At 71.6% G+C, this 16,629-nt stretch carries 11 protein-coding genes and 2 pseudogenes; 11 read left to right on the top strand and 2 right to left on the bottom strand.

Going from position 1 to position 16,629, the window contains the following annotated elements; all coding sequences use genetic code 11:
• Positions 1-109: 109 nt before the first annotated feature.
• The 9 genes and pseudogenes from scpB (at position 110) to M6I34_RS04280 (ending at position 12,955) form a co-directional block, all read left to right on the top strand.
• Positions 110-931 (top strand): SMC-Scp complex subunit ScpB, encoded by an 822-nt coding sequence (gene scpB, locus M6I34_RS04320; protein ID WP_272484478.1) that lies wholly within the window; start codon positions 110-112, stop codon positions 929-931.
• Positions 928-2,811, top strand: coding sequence for a 23S rRNA pseudouridine(2605) synthase RluB (gene rluB, locus M6I34_RS04315; protein ID WP_272484477.1), 1,884 nt, complete (start codon positions 928-930; stop codon positions 2,809-2,811). The genes scpB and rluB overlap by 4 nt, the downstream gene beginning before the upstream one ends.
• A 318-nt stretch (positions 2,812-3,129) precedes the next feature.
• A pseudogene (rimP, locus tag M6I34_RS04310) lies at positions 3,130-3,477 on the top strand (ribosome maturation factor RimP); the annotation flags it as partial.
• Positions 3,478-3,787: 310 nt separating this feature from the next.
• Positions 3,788-5,275 carry a transcription termination factor NusA gene (nusA, locus tag M6I34_RS04305; RefSeq protein ID WP_272484476.1) on the top strand — a complete coding sequence of 496 codons (1,488 nt, stop codon included), beginning with the start codon at positions 3,788-3,790 and terminating at the stop codon, positions 5,273-5,275.
• Between the two features lie 74 nt (positions 5,276-5,349).
• On the top strand, positions 5,350-8,199 hold the full coding sequence (gene infB, locus M6I34_RS04300) for a translation initiation factor IF-2 (RefSeq protein WP_272484475.1): 2,850 nt from the start codon (positions 5,350-5,352) through the stop codon (positions 8,197-8,199).
• A gap of 17 nt (positions 8,200-8,216) precedes the next feature.
• Entirely contained in the window at positions 8,217-8,594 is a 378-nt protein-coding gene (gene rbfA / locus M6I34_RS04295; RefSeq protein WP_272484474.1) for a 30S ribosome-binding factor RbfA, read from the top strand.
• 12 nt (positions 8,595-8,606) lie between these two features.
• Positions 8,607-9,572: pseudogene (truB, locus tag M6I34_RS04290) on the top strand (tRNA pseudouridine(55) synthase TruB); the annotation flags it as partial.
• 277 nt (positions 9,573-9,849) lie between these two features.
• Positions 9,850-11,715 carry a translational GTPase TypA gene (gene typA, locus M6I34_RS04285; RefSeq protein WP_272484472.1) on the top strand — a complete coding sequence of 622 codons (1,866 nt, stop codon included), beginning with the start codon at positions 9,850-9,852 and terminating at the stop codon, positions 11,713-11,715.
• Positions 11,716-11,803: 88 nt separating this feature from the next.
• On the top strand, positions 11,804-12,955 hold the full coding sequence (locus tag M6I34_RS04280) for a sterol desaturase family protein (protein WP_272484471.1): 1,152 nt from the start codon (positions 11,804-11,806) through the stop codon (positions 12,953-12,955).
• Positions 12,956-12,980: 25 nt separating this feature from the next.
• Here M6I34_RS04280 and M6I34_RS04275 read toward each other — a convergent pair whose 3' ends face one another.
• The gene (locus M6I34_RS04275; RefSeq protein ID WP_272484470.1) at positions 12,981-13,808 is read right to left on the bottom strand and encodes an acyl-CoA thioesterase; all 828 of its coding nucleotides are present in this window, start codon (positions 13,806-13,808) and stop codon (positions 12,981-12,983) included.
• Between the two features lie 114 nt (positions 13,809-13,922).
• Between M6I34_RS04275 and M6I34_RS04270 the strand changes: the two genes are divergently transcribed.
• Both M6I34_RS04270 and M6I34_RS04265 read left to right on the top strand, forming a co-directional pair.
• Positions 13,923-14,933: a patatin-like phospholipase family protein gene (locus M6I34_RS04270; RefSeq protein WP_272484469.1), complete on the top strand. Its 1,011-nt coding sequence runs from the start codon at positions 13,923-13,925 to the stop codon at positions 14,931-14,933.
• Between the two features lie 170 nt (positions 14,934-15,103).
• A complete protein-coding gene (locus M6I34_RS04265) occupies positions 15,104-15,562 on the top strand; it encodes an SWIB/MDM2 domain-containing protein (protein ID WP_272484468.1) in 459 nt (152 codons plus the stop codon).
• A gap of 130 nt (positions 15,563-15,692) precedes the next feature.
• Here M6I34_RS04265 and M6I34_RS04260 read toward each other — a convergent pair whose 3' ends face one another.
• Positions 15,693-16,604, bottom strand: coding sequence for a LysR family transcriptional regulator (locus M6I34_RS04260; RefSeq protein ID WP_272484467.1), 912 nt, complete (start codon positions 16,602-16,604; stop codon positions 15,693-15,695).
• Between the last annotated feature and the right edge of the window lie 25 nt (positions 16,605-16,629).

Genomic DNA, 16,629 nt, shown 5'->3' with positions numbered 1-16,629 from the left:
GCCTTGCCGAGCGGTTCCGGCGCCGTGGTGCCGAATCCGGAGTCGCGCACGGTCGCGCCCCGCAGCCGGGTCAGGCATTTCCGATTCTCGCGCACGGGCGATCCCGTCGATGAACACTCACGAAGCCAAGATCGTGATCGAAACTGCGCTGCTTTGCGCGCAGCAGCCGCTGACCGTGGCCGAGATGCGCCGGCTGTTCGCCGACGAGCTCGGCACCGACACGATCCGGGCGCTGCTCGACGACCTGCGCAACGACTGGCAGGGCCGCGGCGTCGCGCTGGTGCCCTTGGCGACCGGTTGGCGCTTCCAGACCGTGCCCGCGATGGCGCCCTTTCTCGACCGGCTCCATCCGGAAAAGCCGCCGAAGTACTCGCGGGCCGTGCTCGAAACGCTGGCGATCATCGCCTACCGGCAGCCGGTCACGCGCGGCGACATCGAGGAGATCCGCGGCGTGACCGTGTCCGCGCAGATCGTCAAGACGCTCGAGGAGCGCGGCTGGATCGAGGTGATCGGCCACAAGGACGTGATCGGCAGGCCGGCGCTGTTCGGCACGACCCGCCGCTTTCTCGACGACCTCGGCCTTCGCGCGCTGTCCGAGCTGCCGCCGCTCGAGTCGGCCGACGCCTCGGCGGCGGCGACCGAGGCGGCCGGCGCGCTCGAACAGCGGCTGATCGACCTCGGCGAGCCTGAGCCCGCTGCCGAAGGGCAGGCCGAGGGCGCGGAGCAGGCGGCCACCGGCCAGCAGCAGCCGGCCGCCGACGGCGACGAAGTGCTCGCCGAGGCGCTGGCCGCGGTTGCGGCCGAGGCGACCGACCCCGCCCGGGCGCGAGCGGATCACGCCGATCAGTCAGGGGCTGCCGGCCAGGCCGGCGGCGCCGAACTTCGACCCGACGACGACGCCGGGCCGAACGAACCCAAGAGGGAAACTTGAATACAGAACGACCCCGCGACGATTTCCAGGCCGGTCAGGCCGCAGACGTCGACGCCCGCTCCGGCGAGGCCGGCGGCGCGGATTCCGCGGCAGGCGCCGAAGGCGGCGATCGCGGCGGCAGGCCGCCCCGTTCGCCGTTCAACCGCCGCCGCGGCCCGCGTCGGCGCGGGCGGGCCGGCAAGCCCCGCGAGGGCGAGCAAGCCGGCGCGGCCGAGGGCGGCGACGCGTCGGCCGCGCCGCCGCAGGCCGGCGAGGCGCGGGCACCGGCAGAGGGCGACCGGCAGGCGGAGGCCGGACAGCCGGCCCGAGCCGGCGGCGAGCAGTCGGGCGGCCCGCGCGAACCGGGCCAGCGCCGCCAGCGCCGCGGCCGTGGCCGCCGTCCCGACGAGGAGCGTGCGCCGCGCGCGCCGGCCGACGCCGAGCCGCTGCCGGTTTCGGCTTCGGGCGAAACCGTCGGTCTCGACGCGGTCGAGGGCCGTCGCCGCCCGAAGCAGGACCGCACGGTCGTGCTGGCCGACGAGGATCATCCCAAACTGCACAAGGTGCTGGCCGACGCCGGCCTCGGCTCGCGTCGCGACATGGAAGAGCTGATCGTCGCCGGCCGCGTGTCGGTCAACGGGCAGCCTGCGCACATCGGCCAGCGGATCGGCCCGAACGACCTGGTCCGGGTCAACGGCCGGCCGATCCAGCGCCGCAACGTGTCGAAGCCGCCCAGGGTCCTCCTGTATCACAAGCCGGCCGGCGAGATCTGCACCCGCGACGACCCCGAGCATCGCGCCACGGTCTTCGAGCGCCTCCCCAAGCTGAAGGGCTCGCGCTGGGTCGCGGTCGGCCGGCTCGACTTCAACACCGAGGGCCTGCTGATCTTCACCACGTCGGGCGACATCGCCAACCGGTTGATGCACCCGCGCTACGGCTGGCAGCGCGAATATGCGGTCCGGGTGCTCGGCCGCATCGACGAGGAGGCCCGCGCCCGGCTGCTCGAGGGCGTCGAGCTCGAGGACGGCCCGGCCGCCTTCTCCGCGATCGAGGACCTCGGCGGCGACGGCGCCAACGCCTGGTACCGCGTGGTGATCGCCGAGGGCCGCAACCGCGAGGTGCGGAGGATGTTCGACGCGGTGGGCCTGACGGTCAGCCGCCTGGCCCGGATCCGCTTCGGTCCGGTCGCGCTGCCGCGCGGGCTGGCGCGCGGACGGTGGGTCGAGCTCGCGCCGGTCGACGTGGCCGAGTTGCTCAGGCTGATCCGGGCCGCCGGGGGTGAAACCGACGCCGAGGCCGAGCGCGACGAGGACGAAATGCCGGCTCCCGGCGAAGAGATGGACTGGGACGAGGGCTACGAGGATCCCGCGGACGCGATCGGCAACCGCGCCGAACCCGAGGAAGAGCGCGAGCTCGCGCCGCACGAGATCGACGACGACTGGCAGCCCAGCTCCAGCAACGCGCACCAGGAGGGGATCACCCGGCAGGTGCGCAGCGGCGACGGGCTTCCGGGACCGGCCCGCGGCAAGCGCGTTCGCGGTGTCCGCGGGCGCGGCCCGGTGGGCGGCTTCACCGGCCCGATGGATCACGGCCGTCCGGGCTTCGGCGGGGGCTTCGACCAGCCCGGGGCGGGCAGGCCCGGTGGTGGCAAGGGCCCCAAGGGCAAGCCCCGCGGCGGGCAGGCAGGGCGGGGCGGCAAGGCGGCAGCGCCGGGCGGCGGCAAGCCGGGCCGGGGCGGCGCGCGTGGCGGCGCGGGCGGCGGCCAGCCGGGCAATCGCGCTTCATCGGGCCAGCCACGCGGCGGCCAGCCGGGCGGGCAACCGGGCGGCCAGCGGCGCGGCGGCAGGCGCGGCGGCAAGCGGGGCGGGCCGGGCGGCGCCGGCGGCGCGAACGGCGGCTGAGCACGATCGTTGCCGGCACGCCCGGCAAGCGTTGTCGATACGCCCCGGATCAGGCTATAATTGCGGTCTTGATGGAAACCGCCTGACCGGCGGCTCAACGGCGACCGCAATCGTCGGGTCGGCAGGCTTGGTTTTCGGCTTGCCCGATATCCGGGGGGCGCCGTGTCCGGACGGTCGGTGTGCTCAAAGAAAATGGGCTCGAGTAGCCCATTTTTTTTTACCGCCAGGTTTTACCGCCAAGGGCCCGTAAGGTTCGACGCGCCGGTTGGCGCTGGAGTTGGCGCGAAAGTGTCCAGTCGTGTTTCGACAGTGCAGGCGATCATCGAGAGGGCCGTGGCCGGCATGGGCTACGAGCCGGTCGATGTCGAGCATGCGCAGCAGGGTCTGCTGCGCGTGTACATCGATTCGCCGGCCGGGATCACGATCGACGATTGCGAGAAGGTCAGCCGGCAGCTGTCGCACCTGCTCACGGTCGAGGACATCGACTACTCCAGGCTCGAGGTGTCGTCGCCGGGGATGGACCGGCCGCTGAAGAAGCCCGCCGACTTCGAACGCTTCGCCGGGGCTCGCGCGAGCCTGAGGCTGCGCCTGCCCTTCCAGGGGCGGCGCAACTTCGAGGGGCTGATCACCGTCGAGCCCGAGGGGCGCTTCGGGCTCGAGCTGATCGAGCCCGAGCCCGCGCCGGGCAAGGGGCGCAAGGGCGGCGCGAAGGGCGGTTCGAAGGGCGGAAAGAAGTCGAACGCGAAGTCGTCGGGCCAGCCGGTGATGGCGGCCGAGGGCATGACGGAAGGCGCTGAGCCGGCAGCGAGGGCCGCGGTCGCCGGGGCGGCCGAGGCGGCCACGGGCGGCGAGGCGGGCGAGGCCGTGGCGCCGCGCAGTGCCGGCGCGCAGGCGCCGGTCAGGAAACTGGTTTTTACGCTCGACGAGATCGAGCGGGCTCGGCTGGTGCCGGATTACAGGTTCTAGGAGAGGCTGAATGAGCCGCGAAGTGTTGTTGCTGGTCGATGCGCTGGCGCGCGAGAAGAACGTCGGCCGCGAGGTCGTGTTCGGTGCGCTCGAGAGCGCGCTGGCCTCGGCCACGAAGAAGCGTTTCAAGGAAGACAGCGACGTGCGCGTCTCGATCGACCGGATGACCGGCGACTACGAGGCGTTCCGCCGCTGGCTGGTCGTGCCCGACGGCGAGCTCGAGGATCACGACATCCAGATCATCCTGACCGAGGCGCGCAAGCAGGTGGCCGACGCCCAGGTCGGCGACTACATCGAGGAAGAGCTCGAACCGGTCGAGCTCGGCCGGATCGGCGCCCAGGCGGCCAAGCAGGTCATCCTGCAGCGGATCCGCGACGCCGAGCGCGAGCAGATCATCGACGACTTCCTCGCCCGCGGCGAGCCGATCCTGTCGGGCACCGTGAAGCGGGTCGATCGCGAGGGCGCGATCATCGAGTCGGGCAAGGTCGAGGCCAGGCTGCCGCGCGACCAGATGATCCCCAAGGAGAACCTGCGGGTCGGCGATCGCGTGCGCGCCTACGTGGACCGGGTCAACCGCGAGGGCCGCGGCCCGCAGCTGTTCCTGTCGCGCACCTCCCCCGAGTTCATCAAGCACCTGTTCGCCAACGAGGTTCCCGAGATCGAGCAGGGCCTGCTCGAGATCAAGGCCGCGGCCCGCGACCCGGGCGTGCGCGCGAAGATCGCGGTGCACTCGAACGACCGTCGCGTCGACCCGATCGGCACCTGCGTGGGCGTGCGCGGCTCGCGCGTGCAGGCGGTCACCGGCGAGCTTGGCGGCGAGCGCGTCGACATCGTGCTGTGGTCCGAGGACCCGGCGCAGTTCGTGATCGGCGCGCTGGCGCCGGCCAACGTGTCGTCGATCGTCGTCGACGAGGACAAGCACAGCATGGACGTGGTCGTCGACGAGGACAACCTCGCGCTGGCCATCGGCACCGGCGGGCGCAACGTGCGCCTGGCCTCCGAGCTGACCGGCTGGCAGATCAACATCATGTCGGCCGAGGAGTCGCAGGCGAAGGCTGAGAGCGAGCGGCAGATGATCCGCGAGCTGTTCATGCACAAGCTCGACGTCGACCAGGACGTCGCCGACATCCTGATCGACGAGGGCTTCACCACCCTCGAGGAAGTGGCCTACGTGCCGATCAACGAGATGCTCGAGATCGAGGCCTTCGACGAGGACACGGTCAACGAGCTGCGCGATCGCGCGCGCAACGTGCTGCTGACCGAGGCGATCGCGACCGAGGAGAAGATCGGCACGACCTCCGAGGACCTGTTGAGCCTCGAAGGCATGGACCGGGACCTGGCGGCCAGGCTGGCCGACGCCGGCGTGCACACGCGCGACGAGCTGGCCGAGCTGGCGGTCGACGAACTGACCGAGGCGACCGGGATCGACGAGGAGCGCGCGAAGGACCTGATCATGAAGGCCCGGGCGCACTGGTTCGAGGACGAAGAGCAGGCCTGATCGGTCGTTGGCGGGGCGCGCCGAAGGGCGCGCCGGACGTACAGAAAATCCGGAGCGATCTGGAAAGGAAGAGCATGGCGAGTACTAACGTGGCGAAGTTTGCGGCGGAGCTGAAGATGCCGGCCGATGCGTTGCTCGAGCAACTGAAGGCGGCTGGCGTCGACAAGCGTTCGCCCGAGGACACGCTGACCGAGGCCGACAAGGAGCAGCTGCTGGTCGCGCTGCGCCGCGCGCACGGCGCCGACGACGCGCCCAAGCGCAAGATCACGCTCACGCGCAAGCAGACCTCGGAGATCAAGCAGGCCGATGCCACCGGCAAGGCGCGCACGATCCAGGTCGAGGTGCGCAAGAAGCGCGTGTTCGTCAAGCGCGACGCCGCCGAGGCGGGCGCTGCCGAGGCGCCGCAGGTCGAGGAGCAGGCGCCCGCCGCCGCCGTGGTCGACGATCAGGAGCGCCTGCAGCGCGAGGCCGAGGAGCAGCGCCAGCGCGAGCTGCTCGAGCGCCAGGCCGCCGAGCTGCGCGAGAAGCAGGAGCGTCTCGAGCGCGAGGCCCAGGCTGCCGCCGAGGCGCGCCGTCGCGAGGAAGAGGCCCGCCGCGAGGCCGAGCGCACCGCCGCCGAGCAGGCTGCCGGCGCCGAGGGCGAGACCGCCGCCGCGGAGGCCGAGGAAGCGGCCCGCGCGCGGCGCGAGCGCGCCGATGCCGAGGCGCGCGCAGCCGAAGAGGCCGCCCGCAAGGCCGCCGAGGAAGCCGAGGCCGCCCGCCGCGCGGTCGAGGCCGAGGTCGCCGAGATCAACCGCCTGATGGCCGCGCAGCGACGCCCGCAGCCCAAGGCGCCGGAACCCGCTCCCGCTCCGGTCCCGCAGGCCGCGGCGCCCGCGCCGGCGGCCGCGGCCAAGGCCGGTGTCAGCGGCACGCTGCATCGCCCGGCCGGCGCGCCGGCCAAGCCCGCGGGCGGCGCCCAGCCGTCGGCCGGCGAGGCGCCGAAGAAGCACGTCAAGTCCGAGAAGCTTTCGTCGACCTGGTCCGACGACGCGTCCAAGCGGCGCGGCCTCAAGACCCGCGGCGGCGGCCCCGACAGCGGCTGGCGCGGCGCCCGCGGCGGCCGCGGCGGCCGCGATCGCCGCCAGCAGGAGCAGGCCCAGAGCCAGGCGATGCCGGCCGAGGCGATCGTGCGCGAAGTGCACGTGCCCGAGACGATCACGGTCGCCGACCTCGCCCACAAGATGGCGGTCAAGGCGGCCGAGGTCATCAAGCAGCTGATGAAGCTCGGCCAGATGGTCACGATCAACCAGGTGCTCGACCAGGACACCGCGATGATCGTGGTCGAGGAGATGGGCCACAAGGCCTTCGCCGCGAAGCTCGACGACCCCGAGGCCTTCCTCGAGGAAACCGAGGCGCACGGCGACCTCGAGAAGCTGCCGCGTCCGCCGGTCGTCACGGTCATGGGCCACGTCGACCACGGCAAGACCTCGCTGCTCGACTACATCCGTCGCGCGAAGGTCGCCGCCGGCGAGGCAGGGGGCATCACGCAGCACATCGGCGCCTATCACGTCGAGACGCCGCGCGGCGTCATCACCTTCCTCGACACGCCGGGCCACGAGGCCTTCACCGCGATGCGCGCGCGCGGCGCCAAGGCGACCGACATCGTGATCCTGGTCGTCGCGGCCGACGACGGCGTCATGCCGCAGACGATCGAGGCGATCAACCACGCGAAGGCCGCCGGCGTGCCGCTGGTCGTCGCGATGAACAAGATCGACAAGCCCGAGGCCAATCCCGAGCGCGTCAAGCAGGAGCTGATCGCGCACGAGGTGGTGTCCGAGGAGTACGGCGGCGACGTGCCGGTGGTGCCGGTTTCGGCCAAGACCGGCGAGGGCATCGACGACCTGCTCGAGAACGTGCTGCTGCAGGCCGAGGTGCTCGAGCTGACGGCGCCGCGCGAGGGCGCGGCCAAGGGCCTGGTCATCGAGGCGCGACTCGACAAGGGCCGAGGCCCGGTCGCTTCGGTGCTGGTGCAGTCGGGCACGCTCAAGCGCGGCGACGTCGTGCTCGCCGGCTCGGCCTTTGGCCGGGTGCGGGCGATGCTCGACGAGAACGGCAAGCAGGTCGCAGAGGCCGGCCCGTCGATCCCGGTCGAGATCCAGGGCCTGCAGGAAGTCCCTGCCGCCGGCGAAGAGGTGCTGGTGCTCGGCGACGAGCGCAAGGCGCGCGAGATCGCGCTGTTCCGCCAGGGCAAGTTCCGCGACGTCAAGCTGGCCAAGCAGCAGGCCGCCAAGCTCGAGAACATGTTCGAGCAGATGGCCGAGGGCGAGGTGCAGACCCTGCCGCTGATCGTGAAGGCCGACGTGCAGGGCTCGGCCGAGGCGCTGGCCCAGGCGCTGCTCAAGCTGTCGACCAGCGAGGTCAAGGTGCAGATCGTCCACCAGGCGGTGGGCGGCATCAGCGAGAGCGACGTGAACCTGGCCACCGCGTCGAAGGCGGTCGTGATCGGCTTCAACGTGCGCGCCGACCAGCAGGCCAAGCGGCTGGCCGAGGCAAACGGCATCGACATCCGCTACTACAACATCATCTACGACGCGGTCGACGAGGTGAAGGCGGCGATGTCCGGCATGCTCGCGCCCGAGCAGCGCGAGGAAGTCATCGGCCAGGTCGAGATCCGGCAGATCTTCCGCGTGCCGAAGGTCGGCAACGTGGCGGGCTGCATGGTCACCGACGGCATCGTGCGCCGCGGCGCCCGGGTGCGGCTGCTTCGCGACAACACGGTCATCTGGACCGGCGAGCTCGACACGCTCAAGCGCTTCAAGGACGACGTCCGCGAGGTTCGCGAGGGCTTCGAGTGCGGCCTGTCGCTGAAGAACTACGACGACATCCGCGAAGGCGACCAGCTCGAGGTGTTCGAGATCAAGGAGGTCGCGCGCACGCTGTAAGGGCGGCGCGCATCGCGATGAGCAGGCATCAGCCAGGCGGCGGCGGACGCTCGGTCAGGGTGGCGGAACAGGTCCACCACGAACTGGCCGAGCTGATCCGCGCCGAAGTGAAGGACCCGCGGGTCGGCATGGTCACGCTGACCGGCGTGGAGCTCACGCCCGACTACGCCTATGCCACCGTGTACTTCACGGTGCTGCCCGACGACCCGGACACGGTCGCGAAGACCAGGGCCGGGCTCGAGCGGGCGGCCGGCTTCCTGCGCGGCCAGCTCGGCCGCCGGGTGCGGATCCACACGACGCCCGAGCTGCGTTTCGTCCACGACCGGTCCACCTCGCAGGGCATCGAGATGTCGAAGCTGATCGACGAGGCAGTCCGCCGGCACGCGGACGACTGACGCAGGCCGGTCGTGACGCAAACTCGTAGAGCGCCCCGCGAGCGGGTCGACGGCATCCTGCTGCTCGACAAGCCGAAGGGGCTCAGCTCCAACGACGCGCTGGTGCGCGCGCGCCGGCTGCTGAACGCGCTGAAGGCCGGCCACGGCGGCACCCTCGACCCGATGGCGAGCGGGCTGCTGCCGCTGATGTTCGGCGAGGCGACCAAGTTCGCGGCCGACGCGCTCGACGCCGACAAGACCTACCTCGCCGACCTGACGCTGGGCGTGACCACCGACACCGGCGACGCCGAAGGACAGGTGCGCGAGCGCCGGCAGGTCGCCGTGAGCGAAGAGGCCTTGCGCGCCGCCTGCGCCGCCTTCGTGGGCCCGATCGACCAGGTGCCGCCGATGCACTCGGCGCTCAAGCGCGAGGGCAAGCCGCTGTACGAATACGCGCGCGCCGGCATCGAGCTCGAGCGCGCGGCGCGCCGCGTGACGATCCATTCGATCGACGTGATCGACTGCGCGCTCGACGGCGACGCGCCTCGCGCCACGATCCGCGTGGCCTGCAGCAAGGGCACCTACATCCGCACGCTGGCCGAGGACATCGGCGAGCGGCTCGGTTGCGGCGCGCACCTGAGCATGCTTCGCCGCGAGCGGGTCGGGATGCTTTCGCTGGTCGATGCGCTCGGGCTCGAGGCCCTCGAGGCGCTCGACCTGCCGCAGCGGCGCGCCCGGCTCGCGCCGGTCGACGCGCTGCTCGCGGGGCTGCCGCGGGTCGATCTCGACCCGCAGGCGGCCGCCCGCTTCCGCAACGGCCAGCGCTTGCCGGCCCACGCGCTCGGGCCCGCCCAGCGGGAGGCGCTGGACGCCTGCGGTGCCCAGGACGCCGGGGGCGCCGGCAGTGCCCGCGAGGGCAGGGTGCGCGTCTACGCCGACACGCGCCTGCTCGGACTCGCGCTCTGGCGCAACCGGGTGCTCGCGCCGCTGAGGCTCGTCGCCGTCGAGTCGGGTGCCGAGCCCGTTCCGGACGCGGTCGCCGAGGCGGCCCGCGAGCCGGTTCCGGACGGCGCCTGCGCCGCCGGCTCCCGCCAGGGCTGATCCGGTCCGGCGCAAGCCGGGCCTCGCCGGCGGGCCCGCGGATCTCGGCTCGCCGCCGGCCCTCGATGCCGCAACCCGCCGGGGCCGCGATCCTGCCCCGGCCCCCCGATACGAACGACGCGCCCCGGCCCGATCCGGGACCCGAACACCACATCCTCCGAACCAGGACACGAACATGACCCAGGCCATTCGCAACATCGCGATCATCGCGCACGTCGACCACGGCAAGACCTCGCTGGTCGACCAGCTGCTGCGCCAGTCCGGCACCTTCCGCGCCAACCAGCAGGTGGCCGAGCGCGTGATGGACAGCAACGACCTCGAGCGCGAGCGCGGCATCACGATCCTCGCCAAGAACTGCGCGGTCGAGTACGAGGGCACCCGCATCAACGTCGTGGACACCCCGGGGCACGCAGACTTCGGCGGCGAGGTCGAGCGCGCGCTGTCGATGGTCGACGGCGTGCTGCTGCTGGTCGACGCGGTCGAGGGACCGATGCCGCAGACCCGCTTCGTGACCCGCAAGGCGCTGGGCCTCGGCCTGAAGCCGATCGTGGTCGTCAACAAGATCGACCGGCCGGGCGCGCGGCCCGACTGGGTGGTCAGCCAGACCTTCGACCTGTTCGACAAGCTGGGCGCCACCGAGGAGCAGCTCGACTTCCCGGTCGTGTACGCATCGGCGATCAACGGCATCGCGGTCGAGAACCTGAAGGACCTGCCCGAGGGCGTGCTGGAAGCCGGCGCGGGCGGACTGTCGATGAAGCCGCTGTTCGAGGCGATCCTTCGCCACGTGCCCAAGCGCGAGGACGACGTCGAGGGCCCGCTGCAGTTCCAGATCTCGGCGCTCGACTACTCGAGCTACGTGGGCAAGATCGGCATCGGCCGGGTCAACCGCGGCCGGGTGCGCACCGGCCAGCAGGTCGTGGTGCTGTACGGCGACCAGGCCGAGACCGGCGTGGCGCCGGTCAACGCGAAGGTCAACCAGGTGCTGCGCTTCCGCGGGCTCGAGCGGGTCGCTGTCGACGAGGCCGAGGCCGGCGACATCGTGGCGATCACCGGCATCGAGCAGCTCGACATCGGCTCCACGGTCTGCGATCCGGCCGCCCTCGAGGCGCTGCCGGTGCTGAAGGTCGACGAGCCGACGATGACGATGGAGTTCCTGGTGAACACCTCGCCGATGGCGGGCCGCGAAGGCAAGTTCGTGACCAGCCGCCAGATCCGCGAGCGCCTCGAGCGCGAGCTGAAGGCCAACGTGGCGCTGCGCGTGGACTTCTCCGCCGACTCCGACACCTTCATCGTGTCCGGCCGCGGCGAGCTGCACCTGACCATCCTGCTCGAGAACATGCGGCGCGAGGGCTACGAGCTGGCGGTGTCGCGGCCCAAGCCGAAGATCCGCACCGTGGACGGCGTGCGCGAGGAGCCCTACGAGCTGCTGACGATGGACCTCGAGGAGAACCACCAGGGCCCGGTGATGGAGCTGCTCGGCCGCCGGCGCGGCGAGCTGCAGAACATGGAGCCGGACGGCAAGGGCCGGGTGCGCCTCGAGTACCGGGTGCCGGCGCGCGGGCTGATCGGCTTCCACAACGAGTTCCTGAACCTGACCCGCGGCACCGGCATCATCAGCCATGTGTTCGACGACTACGGCCCCTGGGCCGGCGAGATCGAGGATCGCCGCAACGGCGTGCTGATCTCTCAGGACGACGGCGACGCGGTGGCCTACGCGCTGTGGAAGCTGCAGGAGCGGGGCCGGATGTTCGTGAAGCCGGGCGATCCGCTGTACGAGGGCATGATCATCGGCATCCACACCCGCGACAACGACCTGGTCGTGAACCCGGTCAAGGAGAAGAAGCTCACCAACGTCCGCGCCTCGGGCAAGGACGAGGCGATCGTGCTGACCCCGCCTATCCAGCTGACGCTCGAGAAGGCGGTCGAGTTCATCGGCGACGACGAGCTGGTCGAGCTGACGCCGAAGAGCATCCGGCTGCGCAAGCGCTTCCTGAAGGAGCACGAGCGCAAGCGCGCGGCGCGCGAGGCCGAGACGGCCTGAGGCCCGTTCGGCGGCTGGCGCGGCCGCCGGGCGCCGGGGCGGGCGGCAGGCCTGCCGAGCGCGGCCCGGGCCGTGCGATGATCGTTCGATGGATGCGCTGCGCGGGCTCGTCGACCGATTCGCCCGGCTGCTGGCGGGCAGCGGCCCGCTCGCGCCCGGCCGCGGGCTGGCCAGCGGCGTGCTCGCCTTCGCGCTGGCGGCGCTCTCGCTGCTCGCGGTGCTGGCCTTCCACTTTCCCGAGTACCTGACCACCCCCGAGCTGCGGCGGCGATATCCGGTCGAGCTGCTGCGACAGCTGCTGCTCGGCGCGCTGGTGCTCGCCGGGTCGGTGTCGCTGGTCAACGCGGCGCTCGGGCGCACGCGCTGGCTCAGCCTGTCGGCATTCGCGCTGGTGCTGCTGTCGGTCGCGCTGGGCGGGCATCGGGTGCCGGTCGGCGACTTCGCCGACGGCACGCCCTACCTGGGTGTCGACTGGTTCGTGCTGGACCTGCTGGGCTCGGCGTTCGTGTTCGTGCTGCTCGAGAAGCTGTTCCCGCTGCGGCCCGGCCAGCCGGTCTTCCGGCCCGACTGGCAGACCGACCTCGGCTACTTCGCCGCCAACCACCTGGCCGTGGGTCTGTTGCTGCTGGCCACCAACGCACTGGTTCACGCCTTCTTCGGATGGGCCGTGCACCCGCCGCTGCAGCAGGCGGTCCGCTCGCTTCCCGGATGGGCCGAGCTGCTGCTGCTGGCCCTCGTGGCCGACTTCGCGCAGTACTGGCTGCACCGCGCCTGGCACCGTGTCCCGGCGCTCTGGCGCGTCCACGCCATCCATCACAGCATCGACACGCTGGACTGGCTGGCCGGCTCGCGGATGCACCTGCTCGACATGCTGGCCACGCGGGTGCTCGTGCTCGGCATCGTCTTCGTGCTCGGCTTCTCGCGCTGGGCGATCGACGCCTACATCGTGATCGTGGCCTTCCACGCGGTGCTCAACCACTCGAACGCGCGGCTGCCGTGGGGGCCGCTGCGGCACCTGCTGGTCACGCCCGAGTTCCATCACTGGCATCACGCTTCGGACCGCGCGGCGCTCGACCGCAACTTCGCGGCGCACTTCGCCTTCCTCGATCGCGTGTTCGGCACCCTGCACCGGGCACCCGGCGCCTTGCCCGAGCGCTACGGCGTGCTCGGCGAGACGCTGCCGCGGGGTTTCCTGCGCCAGCAGTGGCACCCGTTCAGGCGGCGCCCCGCGCCGCGCTGAGCGACCCGCCGGCGCGGTGCCGGGCTCACTCCTTGAACCAGACGACCTGCTGCGTGGTCGCGAGCAGCCTGCCGTCCGGCGTCCACAGCTGGGCCTCCTGGTCGAAGAAGCCGCGATGGATCGCGTTGGTGCGGGCCACGCCCTGCAGCGGCGTGGCGCCGATCGCGGCGAGCTCGTCGGCCGCGGCGTGGAAATAGACGTTCATCGTGACCGTGCCGATCGGGGTGCGCTGCGGCCGGCGCGCGAACAGCCACGGCCGGAACGCGTCGCACAGCGAGGCGAGCCCGGGGAAGTCGATCGGCCTGGGCGGGACGTCGGCCAGCCAGCTGCGCGCCTCGCCGGCGTCGAGGTCGTCGAGCGTGCGCCGCTCGTAGCGCGCCGACCAGGGGGCCACGGAGGTGCCGCGCGAGGGAACGAGCGACTCGCGCGGCGGCAGGGCGGGCGGCATGGCCTCGACGTGCGCCCAGGTCTCCCGGCGGGTGCCGAAGACCGCGGTCGCGGTCGTGGAAACCTCCCGTTCCGGGCCCTGGACCAGCTCGGCGAACCAGTGTTGCGTCGAGCGGCTGGTGCGGATCTCCCGGGTTGCGATCTCGAACTCGCCGTCGCGCACCGGGCCCGCGTAGTTCACGGTGAGCGCGACCGGGTCGCCCAGCCGCTCCGGCCGCCGCAGCAGCGCCTGCAGCATCACTGCGGCCGTGATGCCCCCGTAGGGGCCGACCATGTTCCGGTAGGCGTCCGAGGTGCGGCCGGCGAAGCGGCCACCGCCGAGCGGCGACAGGCGGATCGCGGCGTCGAAGGGATGGGGCCCGGCTTGGCCGGGCGCGTCGGAGTCGGGCAGGGCGGGCTGGGTCATCGTCGGTCTTGTCGGGCTCGAGGCCGGCGGGCGCGCCGTTCGCGCGGGCCGGGCTGCCGATGGTAACGGAGGGCGAAGACCGGCCGCCCGCAGGCGTGTTAGTGTCCCGTTCCGATGAACGAGTCTTCAGGTTCCCGGCGGCGCACCCGGCCCACAGTCAACCTCGCCCTGCAGGGCGGCGGTTCGCACGGCGCGTTCACCTGGGGCGTGCTCGACCGGCTGCTCGAGGACGGTCGCCTCGACTTCGAGGGCGTGTCGGGCGCGAGCGCCGGCGCGATGAATGCCGTCGTGCTGGCCCAGGGCTGGATGGAAGGCGGGCGCGACGGCGCCCGCGAGGCGCTCGACCGGTTCTGGCGCACGGTCGGCGGCGGTTCGGGCATCTTCGGCACCGAGATGCTGGGGGCCTGGGCCGACCTGCTGGTGCGCACGTTCTCGCCCTACCACCTGAACCCGGCCAACCTCAATCCGCTGCGCGGCATCCTGGACACGCAGGTCGACTTCGAGCGGCTGCGCGCGGACAGCCCGTTCAGGCTGTTCGTTTCGGCGACCAACGTGCGGACCAGTCACGTTCGGGTCTTCGACACGAACGAGCTGACGGTCGACGTGCTGCTGGCGTCGTCCTGCCTGCCGACTGTCTTCCACACGGTCACGATCGACGGCGAGGCCTTCTGGGACGGCGGCTACCTGGCCGATCCGCCGCTGTTCCCGTTCTTCTACGAATGCGAGTCGCGCGACCTGCTGGTGGTGATGGTCAACCCGCTCGCCCGCGATCGCGTTCCCCGCAACCCGGGCGAGATCCTCGACCGGCTCAACGAGATCACCTTCAACGCCTCGCTGATCTCCGAGATGCGGGCGATCGCCTTCGTCCAGAAGCTGCTCGGCGAGGGCTGGCTGAAGCCCGAGTTCGAGCCCAGGCTCAAGAACATGCTGGTCCACGCGGTGCGGGCCGACGGCGTGCTGTCCGGCCTGGGCAGCGAATCGAAGTTCACGACGGCAACGCCCTTCCTGCTCGACCTGCGCGAGAGAGGGCGGGAGACCGCCTCCGCCTGGATCGAGGCGAGCCTCAGGCACGTCGGGAAGCGCTCGTCGATCGACGTGCGGAGCACGTTTCTCGAGCCGTCGTGATTCGGAAATACAACAGTCGGCGCCTGTAGCGCTTGCCGCATCGTTCCGGATATTGGCGGCGCTGCGAAGAAGCGTCATGCTCTGCGACTGTGGAGAAACGCCTCGCAAAGCCAGTCGAGGCGGGCGTTTTCGAAGCGAACCAGGCATTCCCAATCAAAGGAGATTCGAGCATGGCGACTGCCAGCAAGGCTGCGAAGAAACCCGCCGCGAAGGCGCCGGCGAAGAAACCGGCCGCGAAAGCGGCTGCCAAGGCGCCGGCCAAGAAGCCCGCGGCCAAGGCCCCGGCCAAGAAAGCGGCTGCGAAGGCCCCGGCGAAGAAGGCCGCGGCCAAGGCGCCGGCCAAGAAGGCCGCCGCGAAGGCGCCGGCGAAGAAGGCCGCCCGCAAGCCGAACGCCGCCTTCATGAAGGCGATGACCCCGAGCGCCGACCTCGCCGCGATCGTCGGCAGCAAGCCGCTGCCGCGCACCGAAGTCGTCAAGAAGATGTGGGACTACATCAAGAAGGGCAACCTGCAGGACGCCAAGAACAAGCGGATGATCAACGCCGACGACAAGCTGAAGAAGATCTTCGGCAAGGCGCAGGTCAGCATGTTCGAGATGACCGGCCTGGTGGGCAAGCACCTGTCGTGATCGCGATGCCGGGCGGCGAAGGCCGCCCGATCGCGCGAGGGGCGGCCGAGGGTCGCCCCTTTTTTCGTTCCGGCGCCGTTCACCGGGGCCCGGCCCCGGAAGCCCGGGTCGGCGGCCCCGGAAGCCCGGTTCAGGCGGCGCCGAGCCAGTAGGCGGCGTTGCCGTAGGTGTTCTTCAGGTGGTCGATGAACATCCGCACCCGCAGCGGCAGGTGGCGGCGCTGCGGGAATACCGCGTAGATCGCGTTGTCGGGCGCAGCGAAGGGCTCGAGCACGGCGACCAGCCTGCCCGCCTTCAGGTCCTCTCCGACCTCCCACATCGAGCGCCAGGCGAGCCCGCGTCCGGCCAGCGCCCAGTCGCGCAGCACCGCGCCGTCGTTGCACTCCATCGAGCCCGACACCCGCATCGACACGAGCTCGCCGTCGATCGTGAACTGCCAGCCGCGCGCCTGGTTGCCGTAGGTGCCGAAGGTCAGGCAGTCGTGCCGCGCCAGGTCGGACGGCGCCAGCGGCGTGCCGCGCCGCCCCAGGTAAGCGGGGCTGGCCACGACGACCCTGCGATTGTCGGCCAGCTTCACGCCGACCAGGCTGGAGTCGTCGAGCACGCCGATCCGGATCGCCACGTCGATGCCTTCGTTGACGATGTCCGCGAGCCGGTCGGTGAGGTCCAGCGAGATCGTCACGTCGGGGTGGGCGTCCAGGAAGCCGGGCAGCAGCGGCGAGACGTGGGCGCGGCCGAAGCCGGCCGGCGCCGTCACCCTGAGGTGGCCGCTCGCCTTGATGCCGCCGAGCGAGACCGAGGCCTCGGCGTTGTGGAAGTCGTGCAGGATCCGCTGGCAGTCCTCGAGGAAGGCGCTGCCCTCGAAGGTCAGCGTGATGCGGCGGGTGGTTCGCACCAGCAGCTTGACGCCGAGGCGCTCCTCGAGCGCGTCGATCCGGCGGCCGATCACGGCGGGCGCCACGCCCTCGGCCTGGGCGGCGGCGGAAAGGCTGCCGCGGGTGGCCACGGCGACGAAGGTCTCGATCTGCTTGAAGCGGTCCATCGAGCGATTATCGCCTCTGGCGCCT

It is taken from the genome of Zeimonas sediminis, assembly GCF_023721795.1.
Taxonomy (GTDB): domain Bacteria; phylum Pseudomonadota; class Gammaproteobacteria; order Burkholderiales; family Burkholderiaceae_E; genus Zeimonas; species Zeimonas sediminis.
The sequence above is the reverse complement of the archived record's forward strand: the minus strand, read 5'-3'. Positions and strand labels throughout refer to the sequence as shown.